The sequence below is a fragment of the Micromonospora sp. NPDC004540 genome (assembly GCF_040610095.1).
Lineage (GTDB): Bacteria > Actinomycetota > Actinomycetes > Mycobacteriales > Micromonosporaceae > Micromonospora.
The window spans coordinates 42,056-55,180 of sequence record NZ_JBEXLR010000011.1 but is presented as its reverse complement, the minus strand read 5'-3'; the positions used below and the strand labels follow the sequence as shown (position 1 = coordinate 55,180).

The 13,125-nt window shown below is 73.4% G+C and carries 10 protein-coding genes; 8 read left to right on the top strand and 2 right to left on the bottom strand.

From position 1 onward, the window contains the following. Nucleotides 1–106 precede the first annotated feature (106 nt). The 5 genes from ABZV78_RS06130 (at nucleotide 107) to ABZV78_RS06110 (ending at nucleotide 4,905) form a co-directional block, all read left to right on the top strand. On the top strand, nucleotides 107–646 hold the full coding sequence (locus ABZV78_RS06130) for a toxin-antitoxin system HicB family antitoxin (RefSeq protein WP_355635783.1): 540 nt from the start codon (nucleotides 107–109) through the stop codon (nucleotides 644–646). A gap of 38 nt (nucleotides 647–684) precedes the next feature. Continuing rightward, nucleotides 685–1,530: a DUF4097 family beta strand repeat-containing protein gene (locus ABZV78_RS06125; RefSeq protein ID WP_355635781.1), complete on the top strand. Its 846-nt coding sequence runs from the start codon at nucleotides 685–687 to the stop codon at nucleotides 1,528–1,530. 141 nt (nucleotides 1,531–1,671) lie between these two features. After that, nucleotides 1,672–2,640, top strand: a complete 969-nt coding sequence (locus tag ABZV78_RS06120) for an ATP-binding cassette domain-containing protein (RefSeq protein WP_355635779.1) — start codon at nucleotides 1,672–1,674, stop codon at nucleotides 2,638–2,640. Next, nucleotides 2,637–3,428: an ABC transporter permease gene (locus tag ABZV78_RS06115; RefSeq protein WP_355635777.1), complete on the top strand. Its 792-nt coding sequence runs from the start codon at nucleotides 2,637–2,639 to the stop codon at nucleotides 3,426–3,428. Before ABZV78_RS06120 ends, ABZV78_RS06115 begins: the two co-directional genes overlap by 4 nt. A gap of 145 nt (nucleotides 3,429–3,573) precedes the next feature. Further along, a complete protein-coding gene (locus tag ABZV78_RS06110; protein WP_355635775.1) occupies nucleotides 3,574–4,905 on the top strand; it encodes a low temperature requirement protein A in 1,332 nt (443 codons plus the stop codon). Between the two features lie 55 nt (nucleotides 4,906–4,960). Here ABZV78_RS06110 and ABZV78_RS06105 read toward each other — a convergent pair whose 3' ends face one another. After that, the gene (locus ABZV78_RS06105; protein WP_355635773.1) at nucleotides 4,961–7,024 is read right to left on the bottom strand and encodes a glycogen debranching N-terminal domain-containing protein; all 2,064 of its coding nucleotides are present in this window, start codon (nucleotides 7,022–7,024) and stop codon (nucleotides 4,961–4,963) included. Between the two features lie 4 nt (nucleotides 7,025–7,028). After that, nucleotides 7,029–7,445 carry an SCP2 sterol-binding domain-containing protein gene (locus tag ABZV78_RS06100; protein WP_355635771.1) on the bottom strand — a complete coding sequence of 139 codons (417 nt, stop codon included), beginning with the start codon at nucleotides 7,443–7,445 and terminating at the stop codon, nucleotides 7,029–7,031. Between the two features lie 200 nt (nucleotides 7,446–7,645). Here ABZV78_RS06100 and ABZV78_RS06095 point away from each other — a divergent pair, with 200 nt between their 5' ends. The 3 genes from ABZV78_RS06095 (at nucleotide 7,646) to ABZV78_RS06085 (ending at nucleotide 13,094) form a co-directional block, all read left to right on the top strand. Further along, entirely contained in the window at nucleotides 7,646–10,459 is a 2,814-nt protein-coding gene (locus tag ABZV78_RS06095) for a BTAD domain-containing putative transcriptional regulator (protein ID WP_355635769.1), read from the top strand. Between the two features lie 113 nt (nucleotides 10,460–10,572). After that, on the top strand, nucleotides 10,573–11,097 hold the full coding sequence (locus tag ABZV78_RS06090; protein ID WP_355635767.1) for a sigma-70 family RNA polymerase sigma factor: 525 nt from the start codon (nucleotides 10,573–10,575) through the stop codon (nucleotides 11,095–11,097). Between the two features lie 107 nt (nucleotides 11,098–11,204). Further along, a complete protein-coding gene (locus ABZV78_RS06085) occupies nucleotides 11,205–13,094 on the top strand; it encodes a BTAD domain-containing putative transcriptional regulator (RefSeq protein ID WP_355635765.1) in 1,890 nt (629 codons plus the stop codon). The last annotated feature ends 31 nt before the right edge of the window (nucleotides 13,095–13,125 follow it).

Sequence of the window (13,125 nt, the reverse complement as noted above, 5' to 3'; positions counted from 1 at the left end):
CCTCCTGTCCATCACGGGGGAGATGCCAGCCTACGACCGGGCCGGCTCGTCGAGGCTGGCATCATCTCCCTTGCGCATGGCATCACCGTGATGCCATGATGGCGTCATGGAACTTCGCGCTCATGTCGACGCCATCCGGCATCAGCTCGCGCTGGCCGCCGCGACCGGCGGTGACGACGCCCGGGAACTGGCCGAGCGGCTCACCGCACCGTTGGAGTCGGCGATCCGGCTCGCCCTGCTGGATGCGCTCTCCGAGGCGGCCACCGAGATCACTCGCGATCTCGCGCCCGGCTCCGTCGACCTGCGCCTGCGCAACCGGGAGCCGAGCTTCGTGGTGACGCCACCGCCGGCCGAGCAGTGGGCCGACGAGACGGAGGCGCCGGCCGCGGCCGCACCGAACCCGCTGCCGCAGCCACCCGCGGACGGCGAGGACGAGACGACCGTACGGATCAGCCTGCGCCTGCCCGAGCACCTCAAGGCGCGCGTCGAGCACGCGGCCGCCAGCGCCGGCGTGTCGATCAACACCTGGCTGATCCGGGCGGCAGCCGCTGCCGTCGATGGCGCCAACCAGCACCACCCGGCAGACACCCCCCGGCGGTCCGGCGCCGCGACCGGGGGCCAGCGCTACACCGGCTGGGTGCGCTAGCGGCACCAGCCCCATCGACCACCCGAAAGGGGAGCCACATGCCATCCTTCGACACCCCCGGACCGATCTCGGCGTCGGTCGAACTCGTCGCGGGCGACGTACGGATCACCGCCGGCCCGCGGGCCGACACCGTCGTGCAGGTGCGGCCGGCCGACGAAACAGACGACCGCGACGTGCGCGCGGCCGCGGAGACGCGAGTGGAGTGCGCATCCGGCCGCCTCGTCGTCCGAGGTCCCAAGCAACCGGGCTTCGGCATCTTCGGCAAGACCGGTTCGGTCGAGGTGACCATCGACCTGCCGGCCGGCTCTGGCGTGGACGGGAAGCTGGGCGCCGGCGCGATCAGCTGCACCGGACCGCTGGCGGACTGCCGTCTCAAGACCGGCGCCGGTGACCTGCGGGTCGAGGACACCGGCAAACTCAGCCTCCACACCGGCTACGGCGCGGCCATCGCCGAGAACGTGGCAGGCGACGCCGAGGTCACCACCGGCTCCGGCAAGCTCAGCCTCCGCACCGTCGCCGGGCACGCCGTGCTCAAGAACGGCAACGGCGACACCTGGATCGGCGAGGCCGGCGGGGAGCTCCGGGTCCATTCGGCCAACGGGCACGTCGCCGCCGAACACGCCGCCGCGTCGGTCACGGCGAACACCGCCAACGGCGACATCCGCATCGCCGAGCTGGTGCGCGGGTCGGCGACGTTGCGCACGGCAGCCGGGCGGGTCGAGGTCGGCGTCCGGCGCGGCACCGCGGCCCGGCTCGACCTGCACACCCACTTCGGCAAGGTTCGTAACGACCTGGACGCCGCCACCGGCCCCGCCGAGACCGACGAGAAGGCCGAGGTGCGAGCCCGCACCGGATTCGGCGACATCGTGATCCACCGCTCCTGACGCGTCCCACCCACCGCCCGGTCCGGGCGAACCGCCCGGACCGGGGATGACGCACGCCTTCGTACCACCGGTCCTGCTCTTCCGGCCTGACCGGCGATGGCGCGCGCCTCCGTACTCGTGCAAGCCCTTCTTGGAGGAGCAATGGCGGTAACCACCGCGACGCGGCCGGCCATCTCGGTGTCCGGCCTACGCAAGACGTTCGGGGACAAGGTCGTCCTCGACGGCATCGATCTCATGGTCAGCGAGGGAACGGTCTTCTCGCTGCTCGGGCCCAACGGCGCCGGCAAGACCACCATGGTGCGGATCCTGTCGACCCTGGTGCCCGCCGACGACGGGTCGATCCGCGTCGCCGGGCACGACCTCGCCAGGGAGCCCGACGGGGTACGGGCGGCGATCGGCGTGACGGGCCAGTTCTCGGCCGTCGACAACCTCCTCACCGGGGAGGAGAACCTCAAGCTGATGGCCGACCTGCACCACCTCGGCCGCACCGAGGGCAGGCGCCGCATCGCCCGGCTCACCGAGCGCTTCGACCTCGGCGAGATGGCCCGCAAGCCCGCCTCCGTCTACTCCGGCGGAATGCGCCGCCGCCTCGACCTGGCGATGACCCTGGTCGGCGAGCCGCGGCTGATCTTCCTCGACGAGCCCACCACCGGCCTCGACCCGCGCAGCCGGCACGCCATGTGGCAGATCATCCGCGGACTCGTCGCCGAGGGCGTCACCGTGTTCCTGACCACCCAGTACCTCGACGAGGCCGACCAGCTCGCCGACCGCATCGCCGTGCTCGACCACGGCCGCATCGTCGTCGAGGGCACCCCCGACGAACTCAAGCGCCGCATCCCCGGCGGACACATCCTGCTGCGCTTCGCCGACACCACCGCGCTGCACGCCGCCGCCCGCACGCTCGCCGTCGCCCAGCGCGACGACGACGCCCTCACCCTGCAGGTTGCCAGCGGCGGCGACGTCCGTTCCCTGCGCGCCCTGCTGGACCGGCTCGACGACGCGCAGGTCGAGGTCGACCACCTCTCGATCCACACTCCCGACCTCGACGACGTCTTCTTCGCCTTCACCGGCACGCCCGCGTCCGCCGCCATCACTGGGGAGCACCGATGACCAGCCTCGCCTACACCCTGACCGACTCGGCGACCATGCTCCGCCGACAGATCCGCCACATCCAGCGCTACCCCTCGCTGACCGCGATGCTGATCGGCCTCCCCGTCGTCCTCATGCTGCTGTTCGTCTACGTCTTCGGCGCGACGCTCGGCGCCGGACTCCCCGGCGGAGGCGGCGACCGCGGCGCCTACCTCAACTACCTGGTGCCCGGCATGCTGCTGTTCAGCGTGACCGGCGCCGCGCAGGGAACCGCCATCTCCGTCGCCATGGACATGACCGAAGGCATCGTCGACCGCTTCCGCACCATGGCCATCTCCCGCGCCTCCCTCCTGACCGGACACGTCCTCGGCAGCCTGGTGCAGACCATGCTCTGCATCGCCGTCGTGCTCGCCATCTCGCTGGCCATCGGCTTCCGTCCCAGCGCCACCCCGCTCGAGTGGCTCGCCGTCGCCGGCGTGCTCGCCGCGATCGCGTTCGCGCTGATCTGGCTGTCCGTCGCGCTCGGCCTGGTCAGCGACAGCGTCGAGACCGCCAGCAACCTGCCCATGTTCCTGACGCTCCTGCCCTTCCTGGGCAGCGGTTTCGTGCCCACCGACACGATGCCGGCCGGCCTGCGGTGGTTCGCCGACTACCAGCCGTTCACGCCGGTGATCGAGACTCTGCGCGGGCTGTTGCTCGGCTCCGGGATCGGGAACAGCGCCCTGCTCGCACTGGCCTGGTGCGCGGTGATCTCGCTGATGTCGTACCTGTGGGCCAAGCGCGCGTTCCATCGGCGGGCGGCACGCTAGCTCCAGCGCAGGAACAAGGGGCGGAACGCCGACGGCGTTCCGCCCCTTGCCGCTCCGCGCGCAGGGCCACGGCACCTGGCGGTCGTGCCTGGGGCGGTTGATCAGAACGCGCCCCGCGCTCCCTGCCGGCTGGGACAGTGGGTTGATGGCAGGCTTCCGGTGGCGTGGGCGGTTGGGACCCGCGGTCGCGATCGGTCCGGGCGCCCGGGTGGACAAGTTCGAGGTGTTCTTCGACCTCGTCTTCGTCTTCTCGTTCTTCATCATCACCCGAGCCACCGCCGCGAGCATCTCCGGCCGGCAGTTGCTGCACGCCATGCTGGTGCTCGCGGTGCTCTGGTGGTGCTGGGTGGTGCACACCGTGGTCGCGACCCGGGTCCGGCTCGGCGTGGGTTTCGTCCCGGTGTTGATGGTGGCCGGGATGAGCGCCCTGTTCGCCTTCGCGCTGTCCCTCCCGCAGGCGTTCGCCGAGCCGAAGCAGGCGTCGGCGGGCCCGATGGTGGTGGCGCTCAGCTACCTGGTGATCCGGGCCGTGCACCTGCTCCTGTACTGGCACGTCGCCAGGGAGAAACCGGGAGAGCGGCGGCTGCTGCTCAGGTATTCCCCGGAGGTCGTGTTGAGCACCGTCCTGCTGCTGGGCGCGGCGCTGATCCCACCGCGGATCGACGATCCGGACCGGGCCGCGTTGACCCGGGACGCGCTGTGGATCAGCCTCGTGGTGCTCCAGTACAGCTCGGGTCTGGTCGCCGGTGCCTGGGGCTGGGTGGTGACCTCCGCCGAGCACTGGACCGAGCGCTACGACCTGATCCTCATCATCGCCTTGGGCGAGTCGATCATCTCGGTGGGCGTCGGCGGCAACCTGCTGGGCAATCCGGTCACCTGGCCGGCGGTCGCCGCAGCCATGCTCGGCGTCATCTTCACCGCAGCCCTGTGGTGGCTGCACTTCGACGTGATCGGGCCCGCCGGCCGCATCGCGCAGCACGTGGCGCAGGGCCGCGCCCGCGTGGCCATGGCCCGGGACGCCTACGCCTACTTCCATCTCGTGATGATCGCCGGGATCATCCTGTTCGCGCTGGGCGCCGAGGAGATCGTACGGGAGATCGCCGACCCGAGGATCGGCCTCGCCGAGCCCGCGCACGGCCCGGGAGTGCCGCTGTTCTTCGGCGGGGTGATCTGCTATCTGTGCGGCGACATGCTGTTCCAACTGCGCACCCTCCGGACCCTGTCCTGGACCCGGGTCGCCGCGGTGCTGGTCCTCGCCGCCGGCATCCCGGTCGCCTCGCACCTGCCGGCACTCGTCGCCCTCGCCCTGCTGACCGCGATCTGCGTGGGGCTGGTGGCGGTCGAGGTGATGCTGATGTCGGAAGCCCGGCAGGCCCTGCACGAGACGGTCTTCGCAGAGCGGACCAGCCACGAGAAGCACGAGGCGGACTGGCGCGCCCGCTGGCACGAGCCCAACCCGCAGGAGCCGTCGACCTGAGGTCGCTCCCGGCAGCTTGCGCGCCCGGCACGCTGGGACGGGGCGAGGAGCCGGGTCATTCCCCTCCCGGCGGGCCGTCGGCCGGGGTGCGGCTGCGTCCCAGGGCGTCGACCCTGCCCCAGCGCCCGGGTATGTCGAGCAGCTCCAGCCGGCCCAGCCCGGGCGGGAGCTCCGGGTCGATGATGAGGTGCTCGTCGTGGGGCTGCAGGCCGAGGATCACCCGCAGCAGGAGCAGCGGCGTGCCGGCCGACCAGGCCTGGGGGCTGCAGGCGGTCGGGTACTCCACGGGGTAGGTGGTGCGGGCCCGGGGATAGCCGGCGAAGGCTTCGGGCAGCCGGCCGTCGAAGTAGTCGGCGGCGTCGAAGACGGCCTGGCAGATGGTGGCCGCCTCGCGGCGGTAGCCGTAGCGCCAGAGACCCCAGGCGATGATCGAGTTGTCGAACGGCCACACGGTGCCCACGTGGTAGCCGAGCGGGTTGTAGCGGGCGCAGTCGGTCGCCAGGGTGCGCACACCCCAGCCGGAGAAGAGCCGTTCGCTGAGCAGCAGCTCCGCGATCCGGCCCGCGCGGGACTCGTCCACGATGCCGCTCCACAGCAGATGCCCGATGTTGGACGACAGCGCGTCGACCTGGCCGCCCTCCGCGTCCAGCGCGAGGGCGTAGTACCCACGGTCGGCGATCCAGAACTCCTCGTTGAACCGGGCCTTCAGCTCGGCGGCCTCGCGTTCGAGCCGGTCGGCGTAGGCGGGATCGTTCCAGAACAGCCGGGCCAGGCGGGCACCGCGGATCTTGGCGTCGTAGGCGTAGCCCTGTTGCTCGCAGGTCGCGCGGGGGAACGGTGGCAGGCGCCCGTCACGGTAGGAGATCGAGTCCGGGGAGTCCTTCCAGCACTGGTTGACCAGGCCGCTGTCGCGGTTGCGGGTCTCGTACCAGAGGTAGCCGGTGCCGAGCAGGTCGCCGTAGGTGTCGATCCAGTCCAGGGCGGCGCGGGCCTCGAACTCGTAGGCGCGCACCACGGCGTCGTCGCCGGTCCAGCGTTCGTACTCGTCGAGCAGGATGACGAACAGGGGGGTCGTGTCGGCGGCGCCGTAGTACGGCGAGTGGGGTTGTTCCTCGAATCCGGCGGACTCCCCGTAGCGCAGCTCGTGCAGGATCTTGCCGGGCTCCTCGTCCCGGAAGTCGTCGACGCGGCTGCCCTGGCCGTAGGCGAGCGTGCCGAGGGTGGTGGGCACGAGCTGCGGGGTGAACGGCAGGGCCTGGAGGCAGGTGAAGATGCTGTCCCGGCCGAACACGGTCATGAACCACGGCAGCCCGGCGGCCACCAGTTCCTCCGCCATGGTGATGGAGGTGTAGCGCAGCGCGGCCAGGTCCACCAGGCTCTGCCGGTAGGCGGTGGCCATGGACGAGTTGTCGCAGCTGAGCCGGGGGGCGGTCGCCGTCCATCGCCGCAGCTGCTCGTCGAGCTCCTCCGGGGACCGGGCCCGGCGCAGCTCGACGCTCTCGCGGAAGTCGCGCTCGTGTGCGCCCAGCACGAGCGTGCGTACGTGCAACCGGGTCTGCCACTCCGACTGCGGGGGTACGCACACCTCGAATGTCATGCCCTCCGTGTCGACGCGGGCGGGCGCGGAGCTGGAGATCACCGTCTCGCGGTGGAAGCGGTCCCGGCGGTAGCGCAGCCGCAACCGCCCCTCCTCCACGATGGCCTGCACCGGCGCCTTCTTGGCCTGCGGGTTCTTGATTTCGAAGATGTCGGCGAAGTCGGAACCCATGTCGACGCGGACGGTCAGGGTCGTCTCGGCGTCGGTGTGGTTGAGCACCGCGAGATCCTCGATGAAGCTGCCGCCGATGCTGCGGTCGCGGATCACCGACACCGTCGCATCGACGTAGTGGGTCGGTTCGCCGGGCACGAGGAAGAACCGGCTCTCGTAGTAGCGGATGTCATCCACCGACAGCGCGTGCAGCCGTTCTCCGTTCAGGCTCAACCGCCAGGTGGACAGGAACCGGGTGTCGTAGGAGAACAGTCCCGTCGGCACGCTGGGCGAAGGATCCACGTCGCCGCGGCCGTCGCAGACCAGGAAGGTGTTGCCGTCCAGGATGCTGATCGATTTCCGGATCGCCATGCCGTCACCCCAGCCCGGCGCGCAGGCGCTCGCGCCACGCCTGCCCGTGGGGTGACCGCCGCCGCGCGCTCTCCCGCGGATCGCTGGTTTCCCCTTGCGACGGGAAGTACCGCCGGAACGCGAGGATCAGGCGGGCGTCACCGACGCCGCTGGCCTCGTTGCGCAGCAGCACGGCCGTGGCGGGGGACTCGCCCCGCACCAGCCGGGCGAACACCGCGGGCGTCGTCGTCAGCACCGCGTCCGCCGCCCGGGCGTCCCGGTTCACCACCACCTGATCCGTCGCGGTCAGGTCGACGTACCAATGGTCGCTGGAGCCGTGGGTGACGAGGTCCACGCGGAGCGTTCCCCGGACTCGCGGCGGCAACATCGCGCGCCCTCGCGACGGCAGCGCCACGAAGAATGCCTCGATCTCATCGCTCATACCCAGCCCCCGCCCGGTTGCAGCCTAGGCCACACCACCCGCGCGAACTGCCGTTTTCGCGCGTTGGCCCGATGGCGCCGCGACGGCGGGTCGTCGTCGCACGTGGGGCGGCCCATGACGCGCCGGAGGTCGGCCGGGGCCGTCCGGCCGTACCCCGTGCGGCGTCCCGGGCGGCGGAGCGGCCGGTTACGGTTGCCGGCGTGCGGGCGGAGGCGGGCGAGACGATCGGCTTCTCGGTGCTCGGCTCGATCAGGGTCGTCCGGGCCGGCGCCGAGCTGCCGCTGGGCGCCCGCCAGCAGCGCCTGGTGCTCGCGTTGCTGCTGGTCCGGGCCGGTTCACCGGTCTCCCTGGCCGAGGTGGTCGACCTGCTCTGGGACGAGGAGCCCCCGGCCAGCGCCGCGAACGTCGTGCACCGGCACGTCGGGGTGCTCCGGCGGCTGCTCGAGCCCGGCCTGCCCACCCGGTCGGCGGGCCGGCACATCCTCCGGGAGCTCTCCGGCTACCGGCTGCGCGCCGACGAGGAGTCCCTCGACCTGCTGAAGTTCCGGTCGCTGAGCCGGCTGGCGGCCCGGAGCATGCAGGGCGGCGACCCGGAGTCGGCGCTGCGGCATGCTCTCGACGGGCTTCGGCTGTGGCGCGGCCGGTGCGCCGCCGGCCTGGAACCGGCCACCCGCCTGCATCCGGCGTTCCTCGCCGTGGAGGCCGAACGCGCCCAGGCCGTGCGCGAGGCCGCCGACGCCGCCGAGCGTTGCGGGCGGCTGAGCGCGGTGCTGGCGCCGTTGCGGCAGGCCGCCGAGCAGCACCCGCTCGACGAGTCGCTGCAGAGCCGGTTGCTGCTGGCGCTCGCCGCCGACGGCCGCCAGGCGGAAGCCGTCGAGAGGTACCGGGTGGTGCGCCGCCTGCTCGCCGACGACCTGGGCATCGACCCGGGCGAGGAACTGCGGGAGGCGTACGACCGGCTGCTGCACCAACGCACCCAGCCGGCGCGTACCGGGTCGCCGGCGCCACTCCCGCGGCCCGCGCAGCTGCCGCCGGACCTGCCCTTCTTCAGCGGCCGGGACGACCTCATCGCCGAGGCCCGCGCGGCGGTCGAGCGCCCGGGCGGGCCGGCGGTGCTCGCGATCGACGGCATGCCCGGGATCGGCAAGACCGCCCTGGCCGTCCACCTCGCCCACGGGTTCGCCGCCGGCTACCCCGACGGGCAGCTCTATGTCGACCTGCGCGGATACGACGGGCGGGAGCCGGCCATGAGCCCGGCCGAGGCGCTGCGTGGCTTCCTCGGCTCGCTCGGGGTGCCGCAGGAGGGCATTCCCGCCGAGCTGCACGCCCAGGCGGGCATGTACCGCAGCAGCCTGGTCGGCCGGCGCATGCTGATCGTGCTCGACAACTGCCGGGACGTCGAGCAGATCCGACACCTGCTGCCGGGCAGCCCCGGCTGTCTGGTGATCGTCACCAGCCGCAGCCGGCTCAGCACCCTGCTGACCACGGCCGGCGCCCACCCGTTGCCGGTCGGCCTGCCGAGCGTCGAGGAGGCCCGCGCGGCGTTGCTGCGGCCGCTCGGGGCCGGCCGCGTCGCGGCGGACCCGGCCGCGATCGACGCCATCATCGCCAGCTGCGGGCGGCTGCCGCTCGCGCTGGCCGTGGTGGCCGCCCGCGCGGCCAGCATGCCGGGGACGCCACCGGCGCAGATCGCCGCGGAGCTGGCCCGAGCGCCCGAAAGTCTGGACGGCTTCGACGGCGACGACCCGCAGACCGACCTGCGTGCCGTCTTCTCCTGGTCCTACCAGGCGCTCTCGGCCCCGGCCGCCCGGCTCTTCCGGCTGCTGCCGATCCATCCCGGCCCCGACATGTCGATCGCCGGAGCGGCGGGCCTGGCCGGCGTTCCGCTGCGGACCGCGCGGGCACTGCTCGGCGAGCTGAGCCGCGCGCACCTGGTCGGCGAAGACCCGCCGGGCCGATACCGCGTCCACGACCTGCTGCTGGCCTACGCCACGGAACTCGGTGAGGAGCACGACGGCCCGGCCGAGCGCGCCGCCGCGGAGCTGCGCTGCCTGCGGTTCTACCGGGCCAGCGGCTATCAGGCGCACCGGTGGCTGCTGACCTCCGAGTACCAACCGATGATCGAGCCGGGGCCGGGCGAGACTCCGCTGCGCTTCGCCGGGCACGGCGACGCCATGCGCTGGTTCACCGCCGAGCGGCAGGTCCTGACCGCGCTGGTCGGCCGGGCCGCCCGCCAGGGCCGGCACACCGAGGCGTGGCAGCTCGCCCTGGGCATGCAGCACTTCTTCGAACGCAGCGGCCGGTGGGTCGACTGGACGACGACCGGCGAGGTGGCCCTCGAGGCCGCCCGGGCGGGCGGCGACCTGGTCGGGCAGGCCCGGATGCACCGCAGCCTGGCCGGCGCGGCCTACTTCCGGCACGAGCAGGAGACCGCGATCGGGCATCTCGACCGGGCGGTCGAGCTGCTCGCCCGGCTCGGCCTGTACGACGAGATGACCCGGGCCGGGATCAACCGGGCGATGATCCTGAGCGCCCAGGGGCGGCACGACGAGGTCGTGCGGGCGCTCTCCGCGACGGTGGGGCCATGGCGGGCCGGAGACCACAAACTGCTGGCGGACGTCCTGGTGATCATGGCCACGAGCTATGCCGAACTGCGCCGGGAGGAAGACGCCGTGCGCTGCGCCGAGCAGGCGATGGCGCTGTCGCGTGGAGCACGGTACAGGCTGGGCGTCGCCGAGGCGTGGGAGGTGTTCGGCCGGGTGCATTCCGCCCGCCGGGAGCTCGGCAGGGCGGTCGACTGCTGGCGCGAGGCGGCCGTCGCGTACCAGGAAGCCTCGGCGTCGGCGCCGGCCGCGGAGGTGCTGGCAATGCTCGGCGACGCACTCGCCGCCGCCGGCGACCAGGACGCCGCGGTAGGGGCGTGGCGGGAGGCGCTGGCCCTGATCCCGTCCGCGCAGACCCCGACCGGCCGGCGGCTGGCCGGCCTGCTCGCGGCGGTCACGTCGCGTCCGTGACCGATCGCGAACGGCGACGGCACTCGATCCGCACTTCCGCGTCAGTCCATTCACCTCCGCCGTCCCTAGGCTCCTGCCTCATTCATCGTTGCTGCTGCCGATGGGGAGATGCCGTGCTGCGGGTACCCGACGGATCACCGGCCGGCCGGGCCGAGCGCATGACCGCGCTGCACGCGGACCACGCCCGTGCCCTGCTGCGTCTCCTGCTCGTGCTGACCCGGGACCAGCGGCAGACCGCCGAGGATCTGCTCCAGGAGACGATGCTGCGGGCCTGGCGGCACCTCGACTCGGTGCCGCCCGAGCCCGACGCCGCCCGCCGGTGGCTCTGCACCGTCGCCCGGCGGCTGGTCATCGACGGCGTCCGGCGGCGGCGGGGCCGCCCGGCCGAGGTCCACCTCGTCGACATGACCTGGATTCCCGCTGGTGACGACACCACCGGCACGGCGCTGGCGGGGCACGCGATCCGGCACGCGCTCGGTCGGCTGAGCCCGGCGCAGCGCAGCCTGCTCTCCGAGGTCTATCTGGTCGGGCGGTCGCCGGCAGATGTCGCGGGCCGGCTGGGAGTGCCGATCGGCACGGTGAAGTCCCGGACCCACCATGCGCTGCGCGCCCTGCGCACCGGCCTCGAAGCCGCCTGAGCAGGGACGACTCCGCCGGCCGGCGATCCGGGCGCTGAGTCGAAGCTCACAGCCGCGACAGGGGTCCGTCCCTGCCATGCTGTGGCGGTCGTGGCAACCAGCGCTGCATGGATCGCATCAGGATGACCAGCCCGCTCTCCTTCGCCGTTCTCGGCCCGGTGCGGGCCTGGCGCGGCCGGTCCGAAATCGATCTGGGCACCCGGCAGCAGCGGCTGATCCTGGCGTTGCTGCTCGCCCGGGCCGGCGGTGCGGTCAGCGTCGCCGAGCTCGTCGACCTGCTCTGGGAGTCCGACCCGCCACCCAGCGCGGTCAACGTGGTGCACCGGCACGTCGGGATGCTCCGGCGGCGCTTCGAGCCGGGCCTGCCGACCCGGGCGGCGGGCTCGGTGCTGATCCGCGACGGCGCCGAGTACCGGCTGCGGATCGACGGGGAGTCGCTCGACCTGCTCCGTTTCCGGCGCCTGGTGGCCCAGGCCGGTGGCAGCTCCGGCGAGCCGGCCGTCGAGCTCTACCGGGAGGCGCTGGCACTGTGGCGCGACCGGTGTGCCGCGGGCCTGCGGGCCGGCGGCCGGGACCATCCGGAGTTCGTCGCCGTCGACGGCGAGCGGTTCGCGGCCGTCCGGGCGGCGACCGACGCCGCCCTGCGGGCCGGGTGCGTCCCCGCGGTGCTGCCCGCGCTCCGGCTGGCCGCCGAGTGCGAGCCGCTGGACGAGGCACTGCAGGCGCGGCTGCTGCTCGCCCTCGCCGCGGACGACCGGCGGGCCGAGGCCCTCGCGGCGTATGCCGACATCGAGCACCGGCTCGCCGACGAGCTCGGCATCCAGCCGGGCGCCGACCTGCGCGCGGCGCGGGACAGCCTGCTCGACCACGACGCCCCGGTCGACGGCTCCCGGTCGCGGCCCGCCGAGCCGGCGGCGTCGCAGCCGACCCGGGCCGAGGCGCCGGCGCAGTTGCCGGCCGACCACCCCTACTTCACCGGCCGCCACGCCGTCGTGGCCGCCGCCGAGGAGCTGCTGGCCGGGGATCGGCCGACCACCGCGCTGGTCATCGACGGGATGCCGGGCGTCGGAAAGACCACCCTCGCCGTGCACCTGGCCCACCGGCTGGCCGCCCGCTACCCCGCTGGCCAGTTGCACGCGGACCTGCGCGGTTTCGGCTCCGGCGACCCGGTGATGACACCGGCGGAGGCGCTGCGCGGCTTCCTGCGTTCCCTCGGGGTCGCGCCGGCCGCCATCCCGGCCGAGCTGCACGCCCAGGCCGGTCTCTACCGCACCATCCTGGCCGAACGTCGGGTGTTGATCCTGCTCGACAACTGCCGCGACTGGGACCAGATCCGGCACCTGCTGCCCGGCGCCGGCGGCAGTCTCGTCATCGCCACCAGCCGCCGCCGGATCACCGGCGTGGCCGGGCCGGCGGGCGCCCACGCGCTGCACCTGGACCTGCTGACCGACGCCGAGGCCCGCGAGCTGCTCACCCGCTGGCTCGGCGACGCGGCGGCCGCCGACCCGGCCGCCGTCGACGAGATCGTCGCGCGGTGCGGCCGGTTGCCGCTGGCCCTGGCGCTGGTCGCCACCCGCAGCGTCGGCCGGCCCGGGCTCGGCCTGCCCGCGGTGGCCGGTGAGCTGGCCGAGGCCGACGGCCGGCTGGCCGGCTTCGGTGACGCGCACGCCGATCTGGAGAAGATCTTCTCCTGGTCCTACCGGGCCCTGACTCCCGAGGCGGCCCGGCTCTTCCGGCTGCTGCCGCTGCATCCGGCCGGGGAGCTGAGCACCGAGGCGGCGGCGGCCCTCGGCGGCCTGTCCCTGCGCTCGGCCCGCGGGCTGCTCGCCGAGCTCGGGGCGCAGTTGCTGGTCCAGCCCCGCGACGGCCGGTGGCGGATGCACGAGCTGCTGCGCGCCTATGCCGCGGAGCTGGGTGAGGAGCACGACGACGCGGCCGAGCGGGACGCCGCCGTCGAACGGGTCGTCGACCACTACCGGTTGCTCCGGCACCGGTGACCCGGACGCGGCGCCGGCGGGCGCCGCGTCC

Bases quoted from the DNA above. Each gene is read 5' to 3' on its own strand.
- ABZV78_RS06110 (WP_355635775.1), top strand. From the start codon at position 3,574: ATGGCAGGCTTCCGGTGGCGTGGGCGGTTGGGACCCGCGGTCGCGATC.
- ABZV78_RS06105 (WP_355635773.1), bottom strand. From the start codon at position 7,024: ATGGCGATCCGGAAATCGATCAGCATCCTGGACGGCAACACCTTCCTG.
- ABZV78_RS06115 (WP_355635777.1), top strand. From the start codon at position 2,637: ATGACCAGCCTCGCCTACACCCTGACCGACTCGGCGACCATGCTCCGC.
- ABZV78_RS06085 (WP_355635765.1), top strand. From the start codon at position 11,205: ATGGATCGCATCAGGATGACCAGCCCGCTCTCCTTCGCCGTTCTCGGC.
- ABZV78_RS06100 (WP_355635771.1), bottom strand. From the start codon at position 7,445: ATGAGCGATGAGATCGAGGCATTCTTCGTGGCGCTGCCGTCGCGAGGG.
- ABZV78_RS06130 (WP_355635783.1), top strand. From the start codon at position 107: ATGGAACTTCGCGCTCATGTCGACGCCATCCGGCATCAGCTCGCGCTG.
- ABZV78_RS06125 (WP_355635781.1), top strand. From the start codon at position 685: ATGCCATCCTTCGACACCCCCGGACCGATCTCGGCGTCGGTCGAACTC.
- ABZV78_RS06120 (WP_355635779.1), top strand. From the start codon at position 1,672: ATGGCGGTAACCACCGCGACGCGGCCGGCCATCTCGGTGTCCGGCCTA.